We start from the raw sequence: 22,449 nt of genomic DNA on the forward strand, positions 1-22,449 counted from the left end.
CTGTATTTAATTCATATATGGTGTGTAATCTTCTGTGTTTTTATTGTATTCATTCGCTATATCTTTGTCGGCATCATCTACATATTTATATAAATCATTAGGCATTAACATAAATATATGTTCTAACGGGTCATTGTCTGCGTATGCCTCGACTACATCATCAAAACTTTGTTTGTTATCAAATGATTGCGCTGTGTTATAACGTTCAATTGCTAACGCTAATATTTTGTCTAACCAAAACGTTTGTGTTTCTCTAGTCATTTACAACACTCACTTTCCCACGATTTAATAATACATAATATTGTTGCCCTTCAATAAACAACACGTCATAGCCTAACATAACGGCTAAGTTTGAAGAATTTCTTGTAATACCTTTTAATAAATCTTTTGTATTATTATCTAAATCGGATAATTTAATATCCATTTCCCATTCTTTTTTAATCTTGTTCAAATCTTTTTTATTTATTACGTTAGCATCATCGTTAATTTTCATATTCATTATATTGCTTGCGTTGTCTTTAGCGTAACGTGATAAAACAACTTCTTTATTTTCTTCGGTCATTACTGCTGTATAAGTACCATGCCCAAATATTCCACGACCTATATAATGTTCGCCGGTCTTGTATTGTTCTATTAATTCACTTGCCGATGTATCGCCAAAATCAGCAAGCCCACGCATTAATTTATTACTTTCGTCTAATTTATCAAATTCATCTTGTGTAATTAACTGTGGCAACTCATTATATCCAAACATTTCGGAAATAACTTCCTGTGATTTTCTGTCGAACGGTATTTTGTTTTCTTTATCAAAATCATCAAGTTCAAATTTAAGTTCATTTTTTGGTGCATCTGCAAAATTAGTTCCAAATGTATTATCAATTGTTTCTGATAAAGTTGGCACTAAATCTATTAATTCGTCTAATGTTTCGATAGGTTCAAATGAATTATTATCTTGTGTTGCATTTTGAGTATCGTTTTCGGCTTGTTTATTATCATCTTGAATATTTGTATCAGATACATTGTTTGCGCTTGTGTGTTCTTCCTGTGCGCTTTGTGTTTCATCTGATGTTTTGTTAGGGTCATAGACTTTTTTCATCTGCGCTACCCATTCATGATATTTAGGTTTGTCATTCGTCTTAACCTGTAGGTATTCTTGGAACGTCTGCGGTCCGTCACTACCTAAACGGTTACGCATCTTGTTATACGAAAGGCTATTACGTCTTGCTTTAGCCTTTGCCTTTTGGTCTGTGTTGTATCGTTCCTTTTCTGCCTGTGTTCGATTGTCTGTAGATTCATCAAATGTTTTTGAATGTTCCAAATCTCTTTTAACTTCATCGTCACTTTTAAAGTCTATGATGTACGGTCTAAAGTTACATTGACAATTAGGGTGTTTAGGAAACGTTGTATATAAATTGATATATGGGAATTGGTCGCCACGTTCAGTAGCGAATACATGCCCTCTATATCTTACACATTCCCCGCATGTTGGAATGTTCCCCGTTACAGTTACATGTTTTATATCATCTTCGGCATACCTGTTTAAATGACTATGATTATATGCCGTTTGTGTTTTTGTTCTTACTACTGTTTCGGCGTAAAAGTCCAATGGCAAATGTTTGCCGTCTACTGTAACGAATGAAGTCATACCCTGTTCGCCAAACTTTCTAGCAACTCTTTGTGACATCTGCTTATTAGTCATGCCAACCATTAAACCTTTTGCTATTTCTTCTTGTACATCTTTTACTGCAACGTCCACATTCTTTTTAGAATATTGTTTAGCTGTCCTAAATGCACTTGCTAAGTCTTGCATAGTATCAGTGACGATTGATGTTATAGCGTCTGTATGAACAAACTCTTGGGCAATTGCATTTTGCACATTAAATGCGCCGTTACTTGTAATTAATCCTACATCGATTAATTGTTGTTGTGCGTTAGATAAACCATTTGCGTATTGCTCGTATATCGTTTGTGGCACTTCTTGTTGTACGCTTGACCCTATGTTATCAAATAACTTTTCTATAGCCATATACATGCGTTGTGTGTCCTTATCGCTTTCGATGTTAACACCACTTACTAATTCTTTAATTTGATTCTGTAAAAACTGTGATAACTTCTTAACCTGTTCCGGTGTTAATGCCATTTATAACACCTACTCATTCAATGTTGATGTATTTGTATTTTGTTCAATAGGATTACCCATTTCATCAAGTGGGTTGCCGTTGTCATCACGATTATTCATGAAGTTTTGTAGCGTTTGATTACCTAAATCTAAACTCATGCTATCACTTTGCGTCTGATTGCTTTGTATACGTTCAATTTCTTCTCGTACCCATTCTTCCGATTTTTCCGGATTGATACGTCTTATTGTTTCTTCTAATGATTGTACACCGGCGTTATATTTCGCTATGTTCTCGGTGCTAACTTCTTCTTGTGGTTTTGGTAACATATCTTTAACAATGATATTAGGTCTTTCGATAATGATTTCATTGTCTTTATCGTTTGCAAACCATAACGCCGATTCAAAGGCATTTTGTAGAAACTCTACATATTCATCACGAATCTTTTCGGATTTGATTACAGATAACATTAAGTCATAGAATTTAGCAATGCCGGATTGCGTGCCACCGCTTTGTTGTTTAACTAACTCAATAGCGCTTTCGGACGTTTGCGTTTCTGCTAACATCATACGAATAATATCTTTTACATAATCCATATCGCCAATCTTACTTGTGTCGATTTGGTGTATTTGCATTGATTGACCGTTTTCATCTATTTCAGTTACTTCTAAGTCCCTGTGGTCTATCTTGTTTTCATCGTCGTATTTTTCTTGCGCAATTGCTTTAAGCTGTTCCATTGTTCCTTTTGGTATAGATATTCTAGGCTTTCCGTTACGCTCGAATGTTTGCGCTGTACGTGTTACCGTCCAATTTATTTCTTCTTGCTTACCGGATATACCACGTAAAGCCGAATTGCCTAGTTTATTCGTAAACGTTGGGTCGTTCGCTAGGTAACTTACAAACGTTCTTTGTCGTCCACTAAACACTTTGTGTGCGTCTGCTAAATCAATTTGTAGTTTCTCTTGGATTAATTCCGGTTCTTCAACTAACACAAGATTGTTTTCATCGTTAGATTTATATAATCTATCTAGCGTTTCAATAGCATCTTCACTTTCTCTTTCAGTGTAAACGTGTACATATCTAAAACCTTTTTCTTCTTCTTGTTGTGTTGGTTCCAACTCATATACCAAATCAACGCCTAATCCGTCATCATGTGGAAAGTAAACGTTACGTTCTTTAATATCAATTGCTATTTTGCCGTTCTTAATCATTGGTACGGCTACGATTCCACCGTCAATTTGTAATTGGTTTAGATTCATAGTGTGATTGATATTACTATTCTTTTTAATTTGGTCTATAACTTCCTGTTGCTTGTCTGTTGTTTGACCGTTAAAGTCGTTTGTTTCTGTTTGTTCAATAAACTGTTCTTGTTGTTGTCCTTGTGTGCTTACTGTAGCTTGTTGTGTGTTGTTTAACATATCGTCTTGGGCTAAACTATCACTTGGGTAATTGGTCTTAATTCCGTTAAGTGTACGTGCTACAAGCATACTAGGTAAATCAACTATCACACGACTAATGTTAATCATTAGGTAAGGTGTGCGAACGTTCTTTGATGCTACTTCATTTTGTGTGCTGTACACGTCGATAATCTCGCCTTGTTCGATTAGGTTAATTGCACGTGGAAACAACTCGTGGTGTCTACCCTCGTATAACCCCCTGTAGTAATACATATCGTCATGTACTTGTTTAATGACTTCTTTATCAAACTTAACCCATGTGTTATCTTGATTTCTAAATTGCATTGTGTACCTCCTTAATTCTATTTAGGTTATCTATTAACCTAATACGTTATATATTACCATGCGTTACCCGTTATCACACTAGCCGTTGGTTTAGATGCAAAGTAGTTTAACGCTTGTGTCATAGCATCTATGGTATCGTCATGTACTGCGTTATCAAACATTGTTAGTTCATCAATGAAATCATCAACACTAGGAACCTTCTTACCAACAAATACATTACCCGCCTCAAAGAATGGCGTTACGGCGTATGCCCTTGCTACCTTACTTTCTCTTGGTGTGATAGGTATGATGCCACTAATCTTTTGTTTTAATGTTGTAATGATTGCCGGACCATTTGCCTTATCCTCAATCAATATCTTTCTACATTTAGGATATTTATTCTTCATGCTTTCTACTGCTCTAACGCTTTGTGTAAAGTCCATTTTTGCCCGTATTTGGTCGATTAAATAAAAGTCTGCACCCTTCTTAATCCACACTTGCCCGACTGCATAGTCGCTTGATTCACTATCTTTAAAGGTAAAGTCCCAACTTACTAACATATCATCATGTTGTGGTGGCACTCTATCATAGTATTGTACCCATTCACGTTTGAATATGGTACCTTGTGCCGGCGACGGTCTTTGTTGATATAATGATGCCCACGTTCTCGAACCTACCTCACGTTTTTTAAGGTCTGCCCATTCTTCATCAAAGCCTAATTCTCTACATAATGGTTCGCCTACTTCACGATTTAATAAATCGTCGTCATCTTCTGCAATTGCCGGCAACCTTAAACGGTTCCAATTATAAGGCGATTGCTCTAATAAACGCCCTATAAAATCATCTTGGTGCCAACGGGTCATAATAACTATAACGCTTGCGCCGTCGTGTAAACGTGTAGATAAAGTGCTTTCCCATTCGTCCCAAATGTTCTCACGTATTGTTTTACTTTGTGCCTCTTTTGAGTTTTTAATAGGGTCATCAATTATCATTAAGTCGGCACCTTGTCCGGTAATACTACCGCCAATACCTGTAGCAATCATGCCACCGTTGTAATCTGCTAAACCCCAATCGGTTGTACTGTTGTTATCAGCCGATAAACCAAGATTAAATAAATCACTCGAAAATTCTTCAAACTTGTTACGGTTTAATCTACCAAATTTACGGGCTAAACCTTCGGAATAAGCCGATGTAATAACTCTTTTTGTAGGGTTTTTCATTAAGAAGTACGACGGAAACGTTTCGGTAACAGTCATTGATTTACCATGACGGGGTGGCATTTCAATCATTAAGTGCATTTGCTCGCCGTCTGCTATACGTTGCAAATAATCACATATTAAATCAGTGTGTGCGTAATGTTCAAAGTTTCCATGATGCGCCGATTTAACATAACTGCGATAACTACGCCTTGCGCTTTCACGTCTTGCCTCTCGTATAATTAACTTCTTTTGTTCTGCTGTCATCGTCATTCTTCATCACTCATATTCGCTAATTTTTCTATATCTTTATCGCTTAATCCCGATAAATCAACTTTCTGTTCTATGCCACCGGCGTGTTCAATATTTTGTTTCTCTCGCCATACTTCTTGCTTACGGTTTTTAAGCCAAAATATTTGTGCTGTTGTATTAGGCTTTGCGTATTTCTCTACATCTACTACTTCGCCTGTATCTGTTAACTGTTGTTCTATATATTTAAAGCCTAGTGCGTTTTTAAACAAAGCGTTCTCTACTTGCCTGTCTGCACTATCTCTACTTACTTTTAAGGCGTCCGAAAAGTCTTTGCTCTTTTCAATCCATTTGTACAATGTTGACTTAACTATTCCTATGTTATGGGCTATCTGTTCCATTGTTAGTCCGTCCCTCGCCCAACCTTGTACACGTATTAAATTTTCTTCTTTTAACCAATCTTCAATTCTTACACGTCTTGCCATTGTTCCACCTCCTTAATTAAAATACGGTAAAAAATAAACGCCACTTAATTAAAAGTGACGTTTTAAACAAAATAAACAAAAAGAAAAAAGCAAACAAAGAAAAACATTTAGAACACCACTTGTAGATGTTCTTAATTGATTTTACCACCTGTTTTAAATAACTACCACATGTGCATAATGTGTAATTTACGTCACTTATTATTAAGCAATATCATGCTTTTCTTTATACTGCTTATATTCTTCATCTGATTTACACATAACTTGAGCTATCTCGTTAATAATGTTTTGTACTCTAGTACGTTGTACCCTTAATGTACCGGCGATGTATTGGCAAGTATGCCCTTGTATTCTCAAAGCAAATACAATGATATGTTGGTCTTTGTGTAGCTTGTATGCGTTATTGTCTATAAACGCTATTTTCTGTTCTAAATTATGAATCACATTATTGTTTTTCATTAATTGTTTAGCTTTTCTAAATGTTGGGTCGCTAACACCATTACCCTTTGGCATTGTTGCATCAGTACCGTATGCCATTGCACCGGCGCCCGGTTCCATGCTGTCGTTATATTCTTCTACTAAACAATGCAATGTGTGAACATCATCATTGTATGTTTTAAGCATATTAATAACTTGCTTTGGTTCGTATATCAATATAGCACCCACTTTTCATTTGTTATGCGATATTTAGATAATCGTAATAAATACCGTTTTTGCTTTTAATTTGTGTTTTATTTTCTCTAAACCAATTTAACGGAATTGATTTCCGTTCCATGTTTTCTTTTAAATACTCGTATTCGCTTATTGTTAGCTTATACAGTTCGTTTTCTTTAGTGAATAGTATTAATATAAACGCTAAGCCTTTTTGCTTATGTGCGTTCTTTAAATAGCTTTCTTGATGCTCTTGTAATCTACTAAAATCAAATCTAGGTGTATTACATTGTTTAGCATCAAATGAAACAAATTGACCTTGTGTTACACCTGTAAAATCAACTGTACTTTTCTTTGTATAGCGAAATGTATTCTTTCGTGTGTTACCACTCATTGGTGTTGGTATCTTGTCTATCAATGCTAAACCACGTTCTAAATATTGGTTGTTGGACTTCTCTATTACTTTTTCTAAGAAAGCCCCTCTATTCTTGTATATTGTATTAGTCATTTATGATTACTTCTTTTCTTTGTAATAAATCAGTCAAATTATGAAACGACGGTGTACCAACATGTATTGGCACAATATTTAAGTTCTTAACTTCCCAACCGCCTATAATCTCGTCATTTTCATTTATCATTACCAAACTAGGCTCGCCGGGTATTGAGTACATGAAATATCTATCGTTTGATTCTTCACTTATGTGTTCATCTTGGAAGTTTAAATTCTCATAGTTGATGTGCATTGTAACGCCTCCAAAGTACGTGTTTCTTAATCCGTTACTTAACTTTAAATAAATAACTGTCCGGTCTTTCGTAAGTATCTTTAACGTGTGCTTTTGGTTTGTAATTCATATAACCTTTAGTAAATTGATATATCGTTTTCGAACATTCCCAAATAGATATAACCAGAAATGCACGTGTTAATTTTAAAATGAATTTTTTCATGCTATCCCTCTTTCACATTTATAACGTATTATGTTACTTGTATATTTATTATACCAGTTCTAAAAGTATATTTCATGGTATATAAACAAAAAAACCATTGAAATTAATCAATGGTTAAAAGTTCATACTTAATAAATAAAGGAGTTTGTAAACATAGCTTTAAATTACGTCTGTAATTAAAAGTAAAACAAAAACTTTAAAAATATAAGGAAACAAATATACGAAAAACTCAAACTAAAAAATACTAAGAAAGGTATAGATGAAATAATCTATAAATATATATTATAACGTATTGCGTTATTTTTCAACTCAAATGCAATAAAAAAACAACGCCTTTTATTGACGTTGTTTAGTAACACATAATATAGTATTGCGTTGATTTATACATAAACCGTTCTTATTGGTATTAATGTAAGTAAAAAGTACAAGGAATAATATAAGCGTATATTTAATATAACGTATAACGTTATTTATTACAAATAAAAAACAACGGTCTGTCTATATGCAAACCGTTGTTAAACTGCTAAGTGGGAGTATTAAATTTGAATAAATATAAAAGTTAGGTTTGAGCGACCTATTCAATATACTAACGTATTACGTTACTCAAGTCTAATAAAAAATACTTGTTAGAACACCGTTGTGTCAATTAACAAATACATTGTGACGACCATATAAATAATTAAAGTAACTGCAAATAAAAATATTCCAAATGCTATTTCTTTTTCGTCTTTATGTTCAATGCCTTTTTGTGTTGTAATCACACTATTAATCAATGGATATACCAGCAACACATAAGCCGTAATATAAAGAATAATTGGCAACATCTACTTGTTATGCAATTTTAGGTTAAATGACCTCTATATCCTTCTTATATAGTATGTGTGCTTTTTTTAGTTTTATAGACAATAAATATTCGTGATATTTAAACAGTTAATATTAATTTCATAATAGCATATCCCATAACCAATATGCACCGGCACCCAAAACCGATACTATAAATAATGCTAGGGCAACCATTACGATTGCTACAATAATGTTTATTACCTTATTTTCGTTTTCACTAAGATTATTATTCAATTTATCTTCACTCCTTTTATTTTGTTATTTAAATGTCATGTGTTTATGGTATAAATTAGGTAGAAATATATTAATATAAAGGGGATATTATTTTGAATAGCAAAAACAACTCACAAATGATATTTAGTTCGGAAGATATTAAAGATTTGGTAAAAAAAACTAAAGGCATAGACTTTAGAGAATTGAATCAGCAACGAAAAAAAGCATTACAAATGGATAAAGAAGAATTACTTGGAAATTTCAAAATCGCTAGTACTATCGACATAGAATCGTTGGTAAAGCCTATGAAATTAGCGCCTAAAGTAAGTGATATTATAAGTAAAAATGATATACAACAACTTTCAAACCAAGTCTTTCAACAATACAACTTTTCAAAAACAATACAACAATCTGTAATTGATAGTGTATCCATTTCAAAAATTAGGTTAGATACAACAAGCGACACCTATAAAATAAATACATCTAACAAAGAAGTAATTAAAGATTATACTCCATTATTCGATTACGCTATAAAATGGAATGAAAGAATAGCTTTCGGTATTGATGGTGGTTATTCCATGTACTCAATTGTTTACCAAGGTGTTATACCAATTAAATTTTTAATTCTCATTCACGTTTTACATTTTATTATTGCTTGGGTGCTTGTTGAGGCTAAAAACAAACACGAAATTAAACTTGAACAAAATGAAAAGGAATAGTTATCTATTCCTTTATTTTCTGTCTAATACATTAACAATATCTCTCACTTGCTTTTGTTGTTCCTTTGTCATATCTTGCATTTTCCCTACTACTTCAAACATATCATCAGTCATGCTTGGTAGTATATAGTTATCGTTATTATTTTCTTTACCTATAAGATATTCAATAGACACATTAAAATATTCAGCAACTTTTCAGACGTTATCAACGCTAGGGGCACTATCTTTCCAACGCTTAATCTGTCCGTTTGATAAACCTAATTCTCTTTCTAAATATGCAATTGTGATACCTTTATATTTACATAGCCCTTGTATAATTTGATACTTATTTTTTTCCATAATTACAATCCCTCTTTATCCTTAATCTAATTATCCATTATAAGGCACATCATAGCGCCAATATAAAGCAACCATACGCAAACTAATGCAATTGTGAACGTTACTACTACTTTTATATAACCCTTTTTATATGTTGCCCTAAGTTCTTGTGCAAATTTGATTGTTTGGTACAACAAGAAAGCAAATGCTATAGCGCCCACAACGTAAATCAAAACGTTTAACATGTTTACCCTCCTCTTTTCATTCTTTTTGAAACTTCATTCAACTTATCTGCATAATATTTTATATTATTTCCAAATTGTTGCATATCCAATTTAGCTTTTAATTCTACTGAATTTTCAGCCTCGACAATCATATAACTTTCATTCTCTTTTACTTTCTTCGCATCTGCAAATACTTCGCCTGTATCGTGTTCTGTTTTCTTAACTAAATATTTCATTGTTGCCCCCTAATCAAACCACTTCATATGTTTTGTGGAATATATCCGGCTTACATGGGTAAACTTCGCCATTAATCCCCTTAATGATATAATCGCCTGCATTAACTAACATGTCGCCTTCTAGTGTATTTACATACAAATGCTTTTGTAATGTATCATTTTCAAAAACTAATTCGATTTGGTCGTTAGACCAATCGTATAAATCGACAATGTTTGTACTGTTTGTGTACTCTACAAACTCAATTTCTATCGGTTTTTTCTCGCTTTGTTAATCATCTTTAGACTCCTTTAATAACTCGTCTGCCTTACTTTTAACTTGCTGTCTTTCAATTTCTGCTACATTGCCATGTGATTCAGTTTCTAGCTTTAAAGATTGTACAAAGTGCATATTAACCAACCATTTAATAAATGCGTCTTTGTCTTGTATTTCGTCTAATTGTCTTTTTATAACACCTGTCATTTACCTAGCACCTCTTTTACTTTTTCGTATATATCTTTAGATTCCTGTTGACCCGAAACCGTTTTGCCCTCTTGCTGTTTCATTGCTAAATTCATCTACTTTCTGTAATTCCGGCGTCCATATCGGAACAATAACCAATTGAGCTAACTTGTCGCCTTTATTGATTTGGTACTTTTTGCCATTAACTATTTCGAACGGGTTGCCATTGTCTATTTTTCGACCCTTTATAATGTACTTGATTTAATATTCAACTTTTCCATTACTTCTTTTGCTGTACCCCCACAAATTACTTCATCGCCTTTATAAATCACGTATTCACGTTTTGGTTTGTATGCCATGTCTAAACCTCCTTACATAAAACTAAATAAATCTAATTGTTCTATTTCATTTTGTTTATAATCTTCTACTTTTGGTACCTCACGATTGTATTCAATTTCATAATCGCCAATGAAAAAACCTTCAATTGCTCGTGTGTTGCTGTTTCTGTCTTTGCCTAAGAACATATCAATGTTTCCTGTTTCACGTTTGAAAAACTCTATATATGCTACGTCGTTTATACCTACTTCCAATGCTTTATCTTTATTACAAACTTTTTCAATCATTTTATTACCCCTCTACGCTTTTTAAATTGTTATCAAAGATAATAAAGTTGTCGTTAATTTCTACTTTGATTCTTCCAATTCTAATTACTGCCGTACAGTCGCCGTCGTTATATATTAGGTCGTCCACAACCCCAAAATGTGATTGCGAATGACCTTTCTTAACAAACCAAACTTCTTGTTCTTGTATCAGCTCATGTGTTTTTAAGTACATATAAACCTCCTAACGTTACAAAGAAACTTATTACGTTACTCAATATTGCAATAAATCATCTAAACTTATTTGTCCTAATTCATATTCGCTTACAACGTCGAAATTTCGTTTGAATTCTTCCAGTTGATGTTCGGTTAACATTTCATCTTTGTAGCTTATATTCGTGCCTGTGTGTCCTTTCAAATGGAAATCAATAGCATTTACTTTTATAACTGTCGCTACTTTGTTTCTTGAATGGTCGTAAAGGTAAAATTTCAATGTTATACCTCCCCGTCTAAATCTTTATCAAATTCGATTTGTACATCGTGTAACTTTGCCAAATCACTTGTAATTGATTCCGTTGGGTCTGTATATCGTGTGACTATATTACCTATCGTGTCTGTTGAAAAATTTACGTTGCTTAATTTTAATACGGCTGTTAACAATTCGTTATAATCATAGTCTTTAACTTGATTAAAAATATCTTGCCATTGCTCGTTATTCGTTTCATATGTGACTAGCGCTATTATCTGTGGTGCGTCATTTTGTGGACTAACGCTTTTATAGTCGATTGGATAGATTATCGAATGACTACTTATAAAATCATTTAACAAATTTTCAAAGTCTGCCATGTTGTCCGTATATCCACTTATTGTTTCAACTTGTAAACTCATTTGTTGACCTCCTAGAATTGTTTCATCATTTGGTTATATGTGACTTTCCAATACTTACTAAATTTTACTTTTTGAGCTTTGTCTTGTTTAGTATCATTTCTTAACTCTTTTGCTTTGGTTACATTCTGTTTTTTATTTTCGTTATATTCTTCGATAAACAATCGTTCTTCAAAATCTTCTATGTTCTCACTTACTTTTCTTTTTATCGCAACTTCAAAAGGCTCCCCTTTCGCAATGCGTGTATAAATTCGGTTTAAATCAACGCCAATTTCTACTAAATGCAAATACTGTTCACTTGAAAGGTGGTATAAATTACCTTTAACATTCAGTTGCTTATAAATTAATCCGTCGTTTGCCATTTTGAAAGTTCTTGGTAATGATATTGTTTCTTCTAGTGACCAACCTTGATTAATTCGTTTGTTAAACATCTTGTTTGTTACGCTGTTATGTTTCATTAGTGCTTTTTGTTCTTCCGTTAATTCCTTTACTAAGTCTATGTTCATTGTTCTTACTCCTTTTATTTCATTTTATATATTTTGTATTTTTAATTTAGAACGGTAAATCGTCATCTTGTATATCAATTGGACCATTAGCATTAGCAAAAGGGTTTCCTTGTTGTTGATTACCTTCTGCTTGGTTGTTTTGCTGTTGCCAATTATTTTGCGCTTGTCCTCGCTGTTGTTGTGGTTGTTGATTGTTAAAGTTGTTTTGCTGTTGTGATTCTTGGTTATTTCTACCTGTATTGATTAACTGAATGTTGTCTGTAACTACTTCTGTTAAATACACCATTTGACCTTCTTTGTTTTCGAATTGTCTTGTTTGCATACGTCCATGAATATTACATAAATCGCCTTTGTTCAAACGGTCATTCGCAATTTGCGCCGTACCTTTAAAACCTATAACATTTATAAAATCAGCTTGATACTCGCCGTTTTTGTCTTTAAAACTTCTTTGTACTGCAAGCGTAAACCTTGCTACCTGTACACCACTTGTTGTTACTTGATATTTAACTTCTTTTGCTAAGCGACCACTTAACGTTACCGAATTAATCATTTTTTAATTCCTCCAATTTCATAAAGCTTTTAAACATTATTAATGTTTTAAGCATTTCTATTTTTTTGTCTGTTTCTTGGTAAATTTTCGAAAGTAAATTTAATACATCATTTTTATTTAGTCGTTCAATATTTTTATAATTCGAATTAAATCTTTCGTCATTAACGAATAGACTATAAAGTAAAAGTTTGTTGATTCTGAAATAAGTTTCTTGTTTTTTTAAATCTTTAACTTTTAAATCTAAGGTTTTTGAAATTGTCTTTTCAGTTTCGTGCACATTTTCAACTTTCCAATTTTCTAACAAGAATTTCAGACCGTCTATACTCTCGTCTAGTTTGTCTAAAATTAAATCACTTTCTAAATCGTATAATAATTTATTCACTTTTTATCCTCCTACATAGCTTGTTGTTCGTTATCGTCATTAATTGATTGCTTGATTAAAAATACTGTCGATTGTGACGGGTACCAATTTAAAATCATATCCAGCACATCGTTAAAGTGTTTTTGTTTTAATTGCGTTCTAGTAACGATACCTGTCATACGCTTAATTTGACCGTTGATATCCTTGTATAACTCTTTGTTAACCTCGTTTGCATTTGAAAAGTTATACGCCGATTTGATGTATTTAACCCTGTTAGATACCGAAATACTGATTTGATTATATTCGCCTGTATCTAGCCTTTGGTTTTCTTTTAAGTCTTGTACTTCATCTTGCAAGTAATCAACTTGTTCTTTCGTTTCCATTTGTGCTTGCATTGTTAACGTCAATTGTTCGTTAGCTGTCATTGGTGGTTGGTAACTTCCGGTTTTTCTAATTTCTTTTAAAATCTCTTTAACTTGTTTCTTAAATACTTTTGCAATCTTTTTTTGTGATTGCATTAATACTTCATAAACTCCTTGTTCTGTTAAAAAGGCTTTACTACCGCCACTATTACTATTTGTAATAGTCGTTTTTTCATCTTCATCAATTGTCATAAGCATTTTAGACACGTTGTAATAGCCTTGACTTGTTTTACTGTAGTCTATCCATTCTGCTATATCTTTCGCTAAGAACAACGGTTCTTCTGCTGTTCCATAAATCATAAAATCATTACCTAATATATCTTTCTGTTCTAAAACTTTTAATTCATTCATAGTCTTGAACCTCCTATATTTTTACTTTATATCGTAATCCGTTACTAATTTCTATTTTAAAGTACCTCACAGTCCAAATATCAAGCGTATTTATGTTTTGGGATATAATCTAAAGGATTATGATTTTGCTTTAATTTGATACCTCTATTTTCTTCTTGTGGTTTAACTTCCAAAATCGCTTGATTATTTCGTTGTTTGTATAACTGTCTGTCGATTTGATAATTTAACTTGTCATCGTCGCCGTCTGCGTACTCTACAATCTTTTGTGCGTATATCTCACTACAATTTAAAACCTCTTGTATATCTTTAATTAACGTTACCATGCGTCGCCCTCCCTGTAATCATCGCCTAATACATTTAATCGTTTAGCATTAAACTTCATTCGTGAATAAACACGTTGCCAATTCAAATCATCGTTTAGTTGCTTGTTAGTATAGTTTGTTGTGAATATGTTGTTTAACCCTGTTCTATTATCAACGATATCCGATAGCTTGCTTATTGCGTGTGCGCTGTCGTCTACACCTACATCATCAAGAACCAATAAATCTAATTTGGTTAATTGCTTTATAATATCCTCGATTGTTTCCGTTGCGTCACGTTTATAAGTTGATTTAATTCGATTCATTAATTTAGGTATGTGCATAAATGCTACTTTGTAACCTTGATTTTTTAGTGCTTTAGTTATTGCAAATGCTAAATGTGATTTACCTGTGCCAACAGAACCATGCAATATTAACGATTTAGGATTATCTAACGAAAAGGTTTTAACGTATTCAATGGCTACCTCTTTCGCTTTTTTCTGTTCTTGCGTTTGTGGTTGGTAGTTATTCACTGTAGCTTGTTTGATTGACGGGTTAATCTGTGATTGGTTAAACATTGCGTCAACTTTACGTTGCTCATGTTCCCTTTTGCGTCTTTCGTTTGTTTCTTTTGCTTGTCTGATACTTTCACACTCGCAACCGTCTTTTACTGTATAACCACTTTCAAACTTGTGTAAATCGTATTTATGCCCACAACGTTCACAATATAAATCATGTGTGACGTTTGTAGCCTCGTACTGCTTTAGTTGTTCTTTAAGTTTTGGGCTTATTAATTTTTGCATTTGTTTACCTCCTAATCCCAATAATCCGGGTCTTGCATTGCATCTTTCAACGCTTGCCCTCTTAATTGTCCGTCGGTGCCATTACTTTGTTTAGTTCTTTGATTTTCTAGCGCTTGAATATCTTCAACGCTCTTAATACCTTTTTGATACCACGCTTTTAATATTCCGTTTGCATAGTTCCAATTAGTCTTATTATTCATCAATGATACTTTCATAGCCTCGATAACTATTTCATCGCCGTTTTCTTTGAAGTCATCTAACCACGCCCCTATTTGGTCGGCTATAAATGGTTGTAACATTCCAAAACCATTTTCTTGGTAAAAATCAAACGATGATGTCGGTTGTTCTTTTTGCTTGAATTGTTTGTCATTCTTGCTAGATATAGGCGCTACATTACTTTGTTTTTTCGTTTCAAAGTTTCTATGCTCGCTATAGTAAGGGTCTAATATGTGATAAATATTGTGAAAGCCTTTAGCTGTCTTTTGTTTCTCTATATACAAATATTTCTTTTTACATAATGACTGTAAATTAGTATTTATTGTTCTAGTTGCCATGTTTATTTCTTTAGCAATTCTTATAATGCTTGGAAATGCTTTGTCTTTTTTTCCGGCATACATTCTTAAATAAAGATATATCTTTAATTCATTACCAGTAAGACTTGAAAGTATTAAATCGTTAAATGCTTTAACGTAATATCTTTCGTACTTTTCTGTTTCGTCAATTATTTTATTATTGACTTGGTTATTTAATTCCAACTCTTAACCTCCCAAAAACCACGACGATTTACTGTTGTCGTTATAGTTAATCTAGTTATAATTAATCTAGTTATAATTAATCTATATTACGTGTTAATTTTTAACATGTACCAATGTTAATTTTTGACATGTACCAATGTTAATTTTTAACATGGACTAATGTTAATTTTTAACATGCTTGTTTTTACTTACTCATACTACCGGCTGTTACGTCCCTAATTTCGAAAATATCATCAAATTCCACACCTAAGTTATCGCAAATCTTTTGTGCTACTGCTGGTGCCGGACTTCTTCGGTGTCCTACTATCATCGAAATATAATTCTGTGTAATGCCACAACGTTTACCTAATTCAGTAAATGTTAATTCTTTTTGTAACAACAAAATTCTAAAATCAATACTTTTCAAAACAACTTTTCTTTTTAATATCATTGTTTTTCCTCCCGTGATTAACTGATAAATACAGTGTAACAGAAATCGATTTACTTGTAACGGATTATGTTACTTTTTAGTTGTGAAAAGTTAATGCCAATAAATTAACTTGGCAAAAACTCTTTCATGTTCTGTTGTATGCGTTTCTATCCAATCATCTAAGTATCTTAACGATTCGCCCGTTACAAATTCTAATTCGTGTTCACTTTCAATCATTTCTTGGTATATAATTTCATTTTCTGATAACGGCGTAAGCATTAAAGCTACGCCCTTACCAGTTAATTCAATGTTTTTGTTAAATTTAAAACCTTTATAAATGAATGTACCTTTGTTACTACGCATAAATTATTTGCCCTCCTGTAGTTGTTCCGGTTCGTCATTAACTTGTGAGTAGTTTGTAACGTCAATGATATTTCCGTCGTCATCTAATTGTTGTGCTTTACTATCACTTGATACTGCGTCATTCATTTCGATTGATTTAGGCGCAAATTTCAATAAATCTTTTAATACTGTCTTTTTAGCCATTGCGTTAAAATTTGTTTTCCATGGACTTTGCCAACCTTTTTGTACTGCTTTAGAAAATTGGTTTGCGTGTTGGTCTACTTTTGCTCTACTCCAATATGCGAAATCATAGCCACCATTTAACAAGTGATAAACTGCATAATATCCAATTGGTTCGCTTTGTGGATTGTCTGCCGGCTTGTGTACTAAATCTTTTTGTAATCCATACTGATATTCAAAGTAATCTTCTTGGTACACTTCATGGGCGTAAATTGCCTTATATTGCTTACTGCGGTTTGCTAGTTCAATCATGCCTAAATATGAAACTTGCAATTGTACTTCTTTACCGTATGGAATTAAATATGCTTGTCCTAAATTTGTATTTGGTTCTAATCCTATTTGTGATGCTTGCATCAACGCCCCGATTAGTGATTTAGGGTCACACTCTAATAATTTCGGTGTACTTGATACTGCTGTCATTGCTATACGTGCCATTCTGTTTGCGTTCATGTGTTTTGGTAATGCTTTTTGTATTTGGGGTGCCATTTGGTCTAACAAATTACTAATTTGTTGTTTTGGTCCTACTGCCTTTTGTTGCGGTTGGTTGTTGCCGTCTTTCTTTTGTGTTAATTGGTTTTTAAATTGATTTTGTGTAGCCATGTTTATATTCCTCCATATTTGCCCGTACAACGTGTATACGGGCTATTATTTATTTTAAGTAGATTTATTCATAAAACTTAATTTTGTTTAATGTGCGCCTTACTCATTCAATATAGCGTTACTTTGTATCTTTATCCGTTACTAACTTTCAGTTTTTTAACGTTCAAAGTACGTGTTGTACTTGATTTCTTGTATTGCTCGTATAATTCCGGATTTTCTTCTTTGAATCGTTTTGCATCAAATGATTCTCGGTTTTGTTTCTTCCAACTTGCTTTGTAGTCTGATACTTCGCCAAACTCGTTTTCGCCTAATAACTCTTTGAGTTGGTTTTGATGCCCTTTTAATTGTTTGTCTAATTCCTTTTGTTGTTCTTTGATTGCTAAAATTCCTTTGAACAATGCTGTTTTTTCTTCGTCAAAGTTTACGACATCATTTTTTGTTTCTTTCCAAAAGTTATTTAATGCTTTTGAAGTAACTTCGCTATCGTCTGCCGGTGGTCGTTGGCCTTTAACGATGTATTCATTCCAAAACTCAACTTCGGCATTTATAATATCGTTTATGATTTCTTCATCACGTTCAATTGTTTCATAATGAAACTCACTATTACCAAACAATACGGCTATATATACAACGTCTACGCCTGTTACTGCCATGTAGTGATAACATTGTGCCATGTAGCTTGCCGGCACGTTTCCATCTTTCCATTTATCCTTTAGAAACTCACTTGTTGTTTTACATTCTAACAAAGCATTTTCGCCAATTACTACTCTATCAACGTTTGCACTAATAAAGTCATAATCTTTGTGATACATCATTTTATTATGCTTGCGTAATTTCTTCCCTGTTTTTTCTTCAAATAGTTTCGCTACAAATTGTTCATTGTAGTTACCAAATTTAATTTGAATTTTATCGCTTATATCTTCTTCGTAATCGTCTGCCCACAATTTCTTTTGCCATAAAGTAAATGGGCTTTCGTAATTGTTCATGCCTAGTATAGTGCCACAATCAGAACCACCAATTGAATGCGTTCGTAATTGCTTCCATTCTTCATCGCTCATGTTTTTAGTGTTAATTGACTTCAATTTATTCATAGGTAATGACAAATGCTTATCCTCCTTGTTATCATGTACTTATGCTTTTCAATAAGCATATACTCTTTTTTGAATACATTTTTTATATTTTGGCGTTCGGCTGACAACCGGACGTTTTTTTATGGTTATACATTTCTTTCTTCTCTCATTTCGTCATGTGCACTTTCTTCTAAATATCCGAAAACATTTTCTTTTTCGTCCTCGTCGTGCATTGCGTCAAATTCTGCTAAATCATAAATTTGTCTGATTAAATCGTTCATTTATTATCCCTCCTACTTTTAAATACGTTACTAGACAACATATTACGTTACTATTTTATAAAAAATTTTGAACGTAATACTTTCCTATTTATTTAATTCCAATCGCTATACCCATAAAGATAAAGAAGTAAAGGAATGTAAGCCATGTACCGTCATTTACAAAATACGATGTAAAGTGACTAAAAAGTAAAGTTAATGCAATTCCTGTAAAAACTAATGTTACATTAAACAACTCTTTTAATATTTTCATGTTCGCCTTCCTCCCAAAACAAATCATCTAAAGTCTTGTTGAAAAGCGTTGCTAAAATTTTCATTTCTATTGATGAAAAATCACGTTTGCCGTTTTCTTTTGCATTGTATGATTGTATCGAAATGTTTAATTTGTCTGCCGTTTGCTGTTGTGAATAACCTTCTCTATCTCTCGCATTTGATACCTTCAATCTTTTCTTTGTCATTGCTGTTCCTCCCCTATATATACCTCAAAGTAATCTTCTAACTGACCTCCTAAATACTTCGACAACTTCAAAGCACCTTTTAATGTTGGCTTTTCTCCTGCAATGTTATATAAATTTGTAGGCGACATACCAATTTCATTTGATACTTTTTTTAAATTTGTTTCTTTGTTAGCCAACGCTATATTTATAGCTTTACGTCTAGCTTTTATTTTCATTGGGACCTCCTGTATACAAAGTATAAATTTTTGTTAACTTCAATAACTTTGTGTATATAATGTATAATATTTTTTATACTTTGTAAACAGTTTTTTTATACTTCCTTAAATTTTGTATCGAAATACGTTACTTTTTCATATATAATAACGTATGAAGTGAATTATAAAATGTGTGGAGGTCTATTAATGAGTAACAATGAAAAAACAGTTGAAGAATTGAGCGAATTATTATTGAAAACTCGTAAAGATAAAGGGTATTCTTTGCAAAAAGCGTCTATTAAAACTGGGATTTCTCATTCTTTCATATCCCAATTAGAAAGAGGCAAAAGACCTGTTCCGATTCCTAAAATTTTAAGGCAGTTTGCAGACGGGTACGGATTAGATTATGAATATTTAATGGTTAAAGCCGGTTACTTAGATAAACCAAGAACAAACAATGATGATGAACATTTAATGTTTAGAGATAAAGAGGCTTTTGATAGTTTAGCACCAGAGGACAGAGAAAAAATTTTAACTGCATTGCATGAACAAGCCGATTTTATGATTGCTAAATATCAAAAAAACAAAGGAGATTAGAAAATGGAAGATTATAGTAAAAACATAAAGTTTTTAAGGAAACAAAAAGGTATGACGCAACAAGATTTAGCTGATAAAACGGGACAAACTAAACAAGTTATTTCAAATTTAGAACGTGGGTATAGTTCCCCTAACAATAAGCAACTTTTAAATTTAGCACATGCGCTTGATTGTACAACTAACGATATATTGGGAGATGTTGAAGTAGACAAAAGAAATTATCAAGCCATTATGTTTAAAGATAAAAAGGCTTTTGATGATTTATCAAGTGAAGAAAAAACAAGGATTATACAATCTTTAGAGGACCAAGCCGATTATTTAATATCAAGAAGTATTGAAAGGGAAAATAAAGACAATTGATTATTATTTCTTTTAACTAAAAAATTAAAAATGACAACTTAATTTAAGGGGATTATTTATGCTAATTGATGATACTGTAAATGATTTAACGAATGAACTAATTACGAATGATGTAGAATTAACTATTGAAAGCATATCCGATTATTTTGATATAGTCGTTGTATACAATGATTTTATGAGCTGTAATATGAACGTAAAAGGTTACAAGGTAATATATATTAAGACCAATAGTAGCCGTAAAATGTGGGAAGATTTTACGCATGAATTAGGTCATTATATGTTGCACGAAACAGACCAACGAAACATGAACGATATGTTTAATAGAAAACAAGAAAATGAGGCAAATAAATTTAGTCTTTTGTTTAGAATGCCACAAATTGAAATAGAAAGTAATGAGCTGTTTACTGAAAATGAATTGATGCGCTATTTTGGTGTTCGACACGATATAGCTAGACAACGTTTAATTAATCTTTGTAATTATTATTGCAGTGATGGAATGAGATTTGCAAATGACTGTACATAAAGACCCTAATACCAAGAAATGGTTTTATTCTGTACGTGTCGAAAATGTACATGGTGAAAAAATACACAAGAAAAAAAGAGGTTTTACTAAAAAGAAAGATGCCCTGCTTGCCCAACAACGTTTTTTAGAAACATATGATACCGAAATTGAAGAACAATATACATTTCGTGAAATAGCCGAAAGGTTTATGCGTTACTCAAAAGGACGTAAAAAAGAAACCACAATTTATAATCAGAATAATTTGATAAATCACATTCTAATACCACACTTTAAAACAACACCCATTAAAAATATCAAACCAAAACATATTGATGACTTTTACCAAACCATTTTCGATAATTATAGTAATTCAATGTTAGGCAATGTGCGACGCAATTTGTCTGCTATATTTAACTTTGCTGTTAACTTCTACAACTTATCACGTAACGTTGTAAAGGTTGTATCACTTCCAAAACATGAAGAACGTCGCAAACAAGAATATTGGACTATTGATGAATTTAATCACTTTATAAATGTAGTAGACAACGTAGTATATAAAACGCTTTTCATGGTCTTGTTTTGGTCCGGCGCTCGTAAAGGCGAAATATTAGCCTTACGATATTGCGATGTTGATTTTGAAAATGAAGAAATAGAAATAAATAACTCGTGGAATGATACAACAATCACTACCGTTAAAACTACACCGTCAGAACGTACTATAACGATTCCTAGCCACGTAATCGAACAATTAAGGGAATTGGAACAATTTCAGATTGATAAGTTTAAATACGTTAATGAGGACGATTTTATTTTTACAGTTAGAACGATAGCAAAACCAATGGCACTTTCAAATGTTAACAAACAATTTAAGATTGGTATTGATAAAGCAAGTGTGAAACCAATTAGAGTACACAACTTACGACATTCACACGCAACACTATTAATTAATAACAATGTACAACTATACACAGTATCTAAACATCTAGGACATTCAGATATTACGACTACTGCGAACACATACGGACACTTATATCCGAACACTGAAAAGGAATTACAATCAATATTGACTAACGCATATAATGACAGTTTGTAGTTTTGTTGCCAATTTGTTGCCAATATCAAAAATGACGGGGTTTACTAACACTTTTAAAAGTGCTGTAAACCCCGTCATTATGCATTATTTGGACTTTTTCAATTGGTCCTGTTGGTTCTTGTTCATCATTGTCATCATTTGATTTATTTTCTTTTGAGATGGTTTTTGACCCATTTGCATCATCATCATACGTAGCATCTCTTCGTTAATTGGTGGGTTCTTTTTAAGATAATCCATCATATATTTTCTTGCAAGGAAAAATCCACCGACTAGTCCTAGAATTAGTGCTAACACGATTAATAAAATTGCTAACCAAGTTGCCATTTTTTCACCCACTTTCCTATCCTAATGAATTTTACTAAAATTGGTGCTCCTTTTCAAGAGCAACTCAATTAATATATTTTTTCAACCTTATGTATTAT

The 22,449-nt window shown here is 32.6% G+C and carries 39 protein-coding genes and 1 pseudogene; 5 read left to right on the plus strand and 35 right to left on the minus strand.

From position 1 onward, the window contains the following. Nucleotides 1–6 precede the first annotated feature (6 nt). The 10 genes from SOJ_RS08795 to SOJ_RS14725 form a co-directional block, all read right to left on the minus strand. Nucleotides 7–261, minus strand: a complete 255-nt coding sequence (locus SOJ_RS08795) for a hypothetical protein (protein ID WP_002507723.1) — start codon at nucleotides 259–261, stop codon at nucleotides 7–9. Next, nucleotides 254–2,140 carry a phage minor capsid protein gene (locus SOJ_RS08800; protein ID WP_002507724.1) on the minus strand — a complete coding sequence of 629 codons (1,887 nt, stop codon included), beginning with the start codon at nucleotides 2,138–2,140 and terminating at the stop codon, nucleotides 254–256. The genes SOJ_RS08795 and SOJ_RS08800 overlap by 8 nt, the downstream gene beginning before the upstream one ends. 9 nt (nucleotides 2,141–2,149) lie before the next feature. Continuing rightward, nucleotides 2,150–3,859 (minus strand): hypothetical protein, encoded by a 1,710-nt coding sequence (locus SOJ_RS08805; protein WP_002507725.1) that lies wholly within the window; start codon nucleotides 3,857–3,859, stop codon nucleotides 2,150–2,152. Nucleotides 3,860–3,912: 53 nt separating this feature from the next. Continuing rightward, nucleotides 3,913–5,307 (minus strand): phage terminase large subunit, encoded by a 1,395-nt coding sequence (gene terL, locus SOJ_RS08810; protein WP_002507726.1) that lies wholly within the window; start codon nucleotides 5,305–5,307, stop codon nucleotides 3,913–3,915. Then, a complete protein-coding gene (locus SOJ_RS08815) occupies nucleotides 5,304–5,768 on the minus strand; it encodes a hypothetical protein (RefSeq protein WP_002507727.1) in 465 nt (154 codons plus the stop codon). The genes terL and SOJ_RS08815 overlap by 4 nt, the downstream gene beginning before the upstream one ends. A gap of 201 nt (nucleotides 5,769–5,969) precedes the next feature. Continuing rightward, the gene (locus tag SOJ_RS08820; protein WP_002507728.1) at nucleotides 5,970–6,419 is read right to left on the minus strand and encodes a hypothetical protein; all 450 of its coding nucleotides are present in this window, start codon (nucleotides 6,417–6,419) and stop codon (nucleotides 5,970–5,972) included. 22 nt (nucleotides 6,420–6,441) lie between these two features. After that, the gene (locus tag SOJ_RS08825; protein ID WP_002507729.1) at nucleotides 6,442–6,924 is read right to left on the minus strand and encodes a Holliday junction resolvase RecU; all 483 of its coding nucleotides are present in this window, start codon (nucleotides 6,922–6,924) and stop codon (nucleotides 6,442–6,444) included. Next, nucleotides 6,917–7,159 carry a hypothetical protein gene (locus SOJ_RS08830; protein ID WP_002507730.1) on the minus strand — a complete coding sequence of 81 codons (243 nt, stop codon included), beginning with the start codon at nucleotides 7,157–7,159 and terminating at the stop codon, nucleotides 6,917–6,919. Before SOJ_RS08830 ends, SOJ_RS08825 begins: the two co-directional genes overlap by 8 nt. A gap of 34 nt (nucleotides 7,160–7,193) precedes the next feature. Beyond that, nucleotides 7,194–7,361 (minus strand): hypothetical protein, encoded by a 168-nt coding sequence (locus SOJ_RS14580; protein ID WP_002507731.1) that lies wholly within the window; start codon nucleotides 7,359–7,361, stop codon nucleotides 7,194–7,196. Nucleotides 7,362–7,987: 626 nt separating this feature from the next. After that, nucleotides 7,988–8,134: a hypothetical protein gene (locus SOJ_RS14725; RefSeq protein WP_238536965.1), complete on the minus strand. Its 147-nt coding sequence runs from the start codon at nucleotides 8,132–8,134 to the stop codon at nucleotides 7,988–7,990. Nucleotides 8,135–8,530: 396 nt separating this feature from the next. Between SOJ_RS14725 and SOJ_RS08840 the strand changes: the two genes are divergently transcribed. Beyond that, nucleotides 8,531–9,136: a hypothetical protein gene (locus SOJ_RS08840; protein WP_002507734.1), complete on the plus strand. Its 606-nt coding sequence runs from the start codon at nucleotides 8,531–8,533 to the stop codon at nucleotides 9,134–9,136. Nucleotides 9,137–9,148: 12 nt separating this feature from the next. Here the strand turns inward: SOJ_RS08840 and SOJ_RS14405 are convergent, their stop codons facing one another. The 24 genes and pseudogenes from SOJ_RS14405 to SOJ_RS08950 form a co-directional block, all read right to left on the minus strand. Beyond that, entirely contained in the window at nucleotides 9,149–9,310 is a 162-nt protein-coding gene (locus SOJ_RS14405) for a hypothetical protein (RefSeq protein ID WP_002507735.1), read from the minus strand. 21 nt (nucleotides 9,311–9,331) lie between these two features. After that, nucleotides 9,332–9,475, minus strand: coding sequence for a hypothetical protein (locus SOJ_RS14410; protein ID WP_002507736.1), 144 nt, complete (start codon nucleotides 9,473–9,475; stop codon nucleotides 9,332–9,334). 26 nt (nucleotides 9,476–9,501) lie between these two features. Continuing rightward, on the minus strand, nucleotides 9,502–9,699 hold the full coding sequence (locus tag SOJ_RS08850; protein WP_002507737.1) for a hypothetical protein: 198 nt from the start codon (nucleotides 9,697–9,699) through the stop codon (nucleotides 9,502–9,504). A gap of 2 nt (nucleotides 9,700–9,701) precedes the next feature. After that, nucleotides 9,702–9,914, minus strand: coding sequence for a DUF1381 domain-containing protein (locus SOJ_RS08855; RefSeq protein WP_002507738.1), 213 nt, complete (start codon nucleotides 9,912–9,914; stop codon nucleotides 9,702–9,704). Between the two features lie 268 nt (nucleotides 9,915–10,182). After that, nucleotides 10,183–10,374, minus strand: coding sequence for a hypothetical protein (locus SOJ_RS08865; RefSeq protein WP_002507740.1), 192 nt, complete (start codon nucleotides 10,372–10,374; stop codon nucleotides 10,183–10,185). Between the two features lie 36 nt (nucleotides 10,375–10,410). Continuing rightward, nucleotides 10,411–10,545: pseudogene (locus tag SOJ_RS14210) on the minus strand (dUTP pyrophosphatase); the annotation flags it as partial. 179 nt (nucleotides 10,546–10,724) lie between these two features. Beyond that, nucleotides 10,725–10,976, minus strand: a complete 252-nt coding sequence (locus tag SOJ_RS08870; protein ID WP_002507742.1) for a hypothetical protein — start codon at nucleotides 10,974–10,976, stop codon at nucleotides 10,725–10,727. A 4-nt stretch (nucleotides 10,977–10,980) separates the two neighbouring features. Further along, nucleotides 10,981–11,187: a hypothetical protein gene (locus SOJ_RS08875; protein WP_002507743.1), complete on the minus strand. Its 207-nt coding sequence runs from the start codon at nucleotides 11,185–11,187 to the stop codon at nucleotides 10,981–10,983. Between the two features lie 39 nt (nucleotides 11,188–11,226). Continuing rightward, entirely contained in the window at nucleotides 11,227–11,445 is a 219-nt protein-coding gene (locus tag SOJ_RS08880) for a hypothetical protein (protein ID WP_002507744.1), read from the minus strand. Nucleotides 11,446–11,447: 2 nt separating this feature from the next. Next, nucleotides 11,448–11,840: a hypothetical protein gene (locus SOJ_RS08885; RefSeq protein WP_002507745.1), complete on the minus strand. Its 393-nt coding sequence runs from the start codon at nucleotides 11,838–11,840 to the stop codon at nucleotides 11,448–11,450. Between the two features lie 11 nt (nucleotides 11,841–11,851). After that, nucleotides 11,852–12,343, minus strand: a complete 492-nt coding sequence (locus tag SOJ_RS08890) for a hypothetical protein (RefSeq protein WP_002507746.1) — start codon at nucleotides 12,341–12,343, stop codon at nucleotides 11,852–11,854. 46 nt (nucleotides 12,344–12,389) lie between these two features. After that, the gene (gene ssb, locus SOJ_RS08895) at nucleotides 12,390–12,893 is read right to left on the minus strand and encodes a single-stranded DNA-binding protein (RefSeq protein WP_002507747.1); all 504 of its coding nucleotides are present in this window, start codon (nucleotides 12,891–12,893) and stop codon (nucleotides 12,390–12,392) included. Then, on the minus strand, nucleotides 12,886–13,275 hold the full coding sequence (locus SOJ_RS08900) for a hypothetical protein (RefSeq protein ID WP_002507748.1): 390 nt from the start codon (nucleotides 13,273–13,275) through the stop codon (nucleotides 12,886–12,888). The genes ssb and SOJ_RS08900 overlap by 8 nt, the downstream gene beginning before the upstream one ends. An 11-nt stretch (nucleotides 13,276–13,286) precedes the next feature. After that, complete coding sequence (locus tag SOJ_RS08905) at nucleotides 13,287–14,027, minus strand: ORF6C domain-containing protein (protein ID WP_002507749.1); 741 nt, start codon at nucleotides 14,025–14,027, stop codon at nucleotides 13,287–13,289. A gap of 80 nt (nucleotides 14,028–14,107) precedes the next feature. Beyond that, nucleotides 14,108–14,350 (minus strand): hypothetical protein, encoded by a 243-nt coding sequence (locus SOJ_RS08910; RefSeq protein ID WP_002507750.1) that lies wholly within the window; start codon nucleotides 14,348–14,350, stop codon nucleotides 14,108–14,110. Continuing rightward, nucleotides 14,344–15,129: an AFG1/ZapE family ATPase gene (zapE, locus tag SOJ_RS08915; RefSeq protein ID WP_002507751.1), complete on the minus strand. Its 786-nt coding sequence runs from the start codon at nucleotides 15,127–15,129 to the stop codon at nucleotides 14,344–14,346. Before zapE ends, SOJ_RS08910 begins: the two co-directional genes overlap by 7 nt. 11 nt (nucleotides 15,130–15,140) lie before the next feature. Next, complete coding sequence (locus SOJ_RS14090; protein ID WP_002507752.1) at nucleotides 15,141–15,884, minus strand: DnaD domain protein; 744 nt, start codon at nucleotides 15,882–15,884, stop codon at nucleotides 15,141–15,143. Between the two features lie 184 nt (nucleotides 15,885–16,068). After that, nucleotides 16,069–16,314 (minus strand): helix-turn-helix domain-containing protein, encoded by a 246-nt coding sequence (locus SOJ_RS08925; protein WP_002507753.1) that lies wholly within the window; start codon nucleotides 16,312–16,314, stop codon nucleotides 16,069–16,071. A 90-nt stretch (nucleotides 16,315–16,404) separates the two neighbouring features. After that, nucleotides 16,405–16,656, minus strand: coding sequence for a hypothetical protein (locus tag SOJ_RS08930; RefSeq protein WP_002507754.1), 252 nt, complete (start codon nucleotides 16,654–16,656; stop codon nucleotides 16,405–16,407). Nucleotides 16,657–16,659: 3 nt separating this feature from the next. Continuing rightward, complete coding sequence (locus SOJ_RS08935; protein ID WP_002507755.1) at nucleotides 16,660–17,475, minus strand: recombinase RecT; 816 nt, start codon at nucleotides 17,473–17,475, stop codon at nucleotides 16,660–16,662. A 131-nt stretch (nucleotides 17,476–17,606) separates the two neighbouring features. After that, nucleotides 17,607–18,578, minus strand: coding sequence for a YqaJ viral recombinase family nuclease (locus SOJ_RS08940; protein WP_002507756.1), 972 nt, complete (start codon nucleotides 18,576–18,578; stop codon nucleotides 17,607–17,609). A 113-nt stretch (nucleotides 18,579–18,691) separates the two neighbouring features. After that, nucleotides 18,692–18,826 (minus strand): hypothetical protein, encoded by a 135-nt coding sequence (locus SOJ_RS14800; RefSeq protein WP_002507757.1) that lies wholly within the window; start codon nucleotides 18,824–18,826, stop codon nucleotides 18,692–18,694. A gap of 224 nt (nucleotides 18,827–19,050) precedes the next feature. Then, nucleotides 19,051–19,281 carry a helix-turn-helix transcriptional regulator gene (locus SOJ_RS08945; RefSeq protein ID WP_002507759.1) on the minus strand — a complete coding sequence of 77 codons (231 nt, stop codon included), beginning with the start codon at nucleotides 19,279–19,281 and terminating at the stop codon, nucleotides 19,051–19,053. Further along, a complete protein-coding gene (locus SOJ_RS08950; protein WP_002507760.1) occupies nucleotides 19,278–19,496 on the minus strand; it encodes a hypothetical protein in 219 nt (72 codons plus the stop codon). The genes SOJ_RS08945 and SOJ_RS08950 overlap by 4 nt, the downstream gene beginning before the upstream one ends. A 186-nt stretch (nucleotides 19,497–19,682) precedes the next feature. Here SOJ_RS08950 and SOJ_RS08955 point away from each other — a divergent pair, with 186 nt between their 5' ends. Genes SOJ_RS08955 through SOJ_RS08970 form a run of 4 tightly spaced genes read left to right on the plus strand, consistent with a single transcriptional unit; the run spans nucleotide 19,683 to nucleotide 22,027 of the window. Further along, a complete protein-coding gene (locus SOJ_RS08955) occupies nucleotides 19,683–20,072 on the plus strand; it encodes a helix-turn-helix domain-containing protein (protein ID WP_002507761.1) in 390 nt (129 codons plus the stop codon). Nucleotides 20,073–20,075: 3 nt separating this feature from the next. Continuing rightward, nucleotides 20,076–20,432 carry a helix-turn-helix domain-containing protein gene (locus SOJ_RS08960; protein ID WP_002507762.1) on the plus strand — a complete coding sequence of 119 codons (357 nt, stop codon included), beginning with the start codon at nucleotides 20,076–20,078 and terminating at the stop codon, nucleotides 20,430–20,432. Nucleotides 20,433–20,490: 58 nt separating this feature from the next. Further along, nucleotides 20,491–20,955 (plus strand): ImmA/IrrE family metallo-endopeptidase, encoded by a 465-nt coding sequence (locus tag SOJ_RS08965; protein ID WP_002507763.1) that lies wholly within the window; start codon nucleotides 20,491–20,493, stop codon nucleotides 20,953–20,955. After that, nucleotides 20,942–22,027, plus strand: coding sequence for a tyrosine-type recombinase/integrase (locus tag SOJ_RS08970; RefSeq protein WP_002507764.1), 1,086 nt, complete (start codon nucleotides 20,942–20,944; stop codon nucleotides 22,025–22,027). The genes SOJ_RS08965 and SOJ_RS08970 overlap by 14 nt, the downstream gene beginning before the upstream one ends. A gap of 84 nt (nucleotides 22,028–22,111) precedes the next feature. On the opposite strand, the gene SOJ_RS08975 is transcribed toward SOJ_RS08970, so the two are convergent. After that, nucleotides 22,112–22,351, minus strand: coding sequence for a YneF family protein (locus tag SOJ_RS08975; RefSeq protein WP_002507765.1), 240 nt, complete (start codon nucleotides 22,349–22,351; stop codon nucleotides 22,112–22,114). Nucleotides 22,352–22,449: the final 98 nt, after the last annotated feature.

Origin of the sequence: Staphylococcus sp. OJ82 (genome assembly GCF_000294465.1) — a bacterium.
Taxonomy (GTDB): Bacteria; Bacillota; Bacilli; order Staphylococcales; family Staphylococcaceae; genus Staphylococcus; species Staphylococcus equorum.

Coding starts and splice junctions, on each gene's coding strand:
- SOJ_RS08815 (WP_002507727.1), bottom strand. CDS start 5,768: ATGGCAAGACGTGTAAGAATTGAAGATTGGTTAAAAGAAGAAAATTTA.
- SOJ_RS08795 (WP_002507723.1), bottom strand. CDS start 261: ATGACTAGAGAAACACAAACGTTTTGGTTAGACAAAATATTAGCGTTA.
- SOJ_RS08870 (WP_002507742.1), bottom strand. CDS start 10,976: ATGATTGAAAAAGTTTGTAATAAAGATAAAGCATTGGAAGTAGGTATA.
- SOJ_RS08800 (WP_002507724.1), bottom strand. CDS start 2,140: ATGGCATTAACACCGGAACAGGTTAAGAAGTTATCACAGTTTTTACAG.
- SOJ_RS08805 (WP_002507725.1), bottom strand. CDS start 3,859: ATGCAATTTAGAAATCAAGATAACACATGGGTTAAGTTTGATAAAGAA.
- SOJ_RS08960 (WP_002507762.1), top strand. CDS start 20,076: ATGGAAGATTATAGTAAAAACATAAAGTTTTTAAGGAAACAAAAAGGT.
- SOJ_RS08935 (WP_002507755.1), bottom strand. CDS start 17,475: ATGGCTACACAAAATCAATTTAAAAACCAATTAACACAAAAGAAAGAC.
- SOJ_RS14800 (WP_002507757.1), bottom strand. CDS start 18,826: ATGAACGATTTAATCAGACAAATTTATGATTTAGCAGAATTTGACGCA.
- SOJ_RS08865 (WP_002507740.1), bottom strand. CDS start 10,374: ATGACAGGTGTTATAAAAAGACAATTAGACGAAATACAAGACAAAGAC.
- SOJ_RS08950 (WP_002507760.1), bottom strand. CDS start 19,496: ATGAAAATAAAAGCTAGACGTAAAGCTATAAATATAGCGTTGGCTAAC.
- SOJ_RS08910 (WP_002507750.1), bottom strand. CDS start 14,350: ATGGTAACGTTAATTAAAGATATACAAGAGGTTTTAAATTGTAGTGAG.
- SOJ_RS08885 (WP_002507745.1), bottom strand. CDS start 11,840: ATGAGTTTACAAGTTGAAACAATAAGTGGATATACGGACAACATGGCA.
- terL (WP_002507726.1), bottom strand. CDS start 5,307: ATGACGATGACAGCAGAACAAAAGAAGTTAATTATACGAGAGGCAAGA.
- SOJ_RS08890 (WP_002507746.1), bottom strand. CDS start 12,343: ATGAACATAGACTTAGTAAAGGAATTAACGGAAGAACAAAAAGCACTA.
- SOJ_RS08905 (WP_002507749.1), bottom strand. CDS start 14,027: ATGAATGAATTAAAAGTTTTAGAACAGAAAGATATATTAGGTAATGAT.
- SOJ_RS08925 (WP_002507753.1), bottom strand. CDS start 16,314: ATGATATTAAAAAGAAAAGTTGTTTTGAAAAGTATTGATTTTAGAATT.
- SOJ_RS08825 (WP_002507729.1), bottom strand. CDS start 6,924: ATGACTAATACAATATACAAGAATAGAGGGGCTTTCTTAGAAAAAGTA.
- SOJ_RS08965 (WP_002507763.1), top strand. CDS start 20,491: ATGCTAATTGATGATACTGTAAATGATTTAACGAATGAACTAATTACG.
- SOJ_RS14580 (WP_002507731.1), bottom strand. CDS start 7,361: ATGAAAAAATTCATTTTAAAATTAACACGTGCATTTCTGGTTATATCT.
- SOJ_RS08970 (WP_002507764.1), top strand. CDS start 20,942: ATGACTGTACATAAAGACCCTAATACCAAGAAATGGTTTTATTCTGTA.
- SOJ_RS08875 (WP_002507743.1), bottom strand. CDS start 11,187: ATGTACTTAAAAACACATGAGCTGATACAAGAACAAGAAGTTTGGTTT.
- SOJ_RS08945 (WP_002507759.1), bottom strand. CDS start 19,281: ATGACAAAGAAAAGATTGAAGGTATCAAATGCGAGAGATAGAGAAGGT.
- zapE (WP_002507751.1), bottom strand. CDS start 15,129: ATGCAAAAATTAATAAGCCCAAAACTTAAAGAACAACTAAAGCAGTAC.
- ssb (WP_002507747.1), bottom strand. CDS start 12,893: ATGATTAATTCGGTAACGTTAAGTGGTCGCTTAGCAAAAGAAGTTAAA.
- SOJ_RS08930 (WP_002507754.1), bottom strand. CDS start 16,656: ATGCGTAGTAACAAAGGTACATTCATTTATAAAGGTTTTAAATTTAAC.
- SOJ_RS08855 (WP_002507738.1), bottom strand. CDS start 9,914: ATGAAATATTTAGTTAAGAAAACAGAACACGATACAGGCGAAGTATTT.
- SOJ_RS08830 (WP_002507730.1), bottom strand. CDS start 7,159: ATGCACATCAACTATGAGAATTTAAACTTCCAAGATGAACACATAAGT.
- SOJ_RS08850 (WP_002507737.1), bottom strand. CDS start 9,699: ATGTTAAACGTTTTGATTTACGTTGTGGGCGCTATAGCATTTGCTTTC.
- SOJ_RS08975 (WP_002507765.1), bottom strand. CDS start 22,351: ATGGCAACTTGGTTAGCAATTTTATTAATCGTGTTAGCACTAATTCTA.
- SOJ_RS14410 (WP_002507736.1), bottom strand. CDS start 9,475: ATGGAAAAAAATAAGTATCAAATTATACAAGGGCTATGTAAATATAAA.
- SOJ_RS08955 (WP_002507761.1), top strand. CDS start 19,683: ATGAGTAACAATGAAAAAACAGTTGAAGAATTGAGCGAATTATTATTG.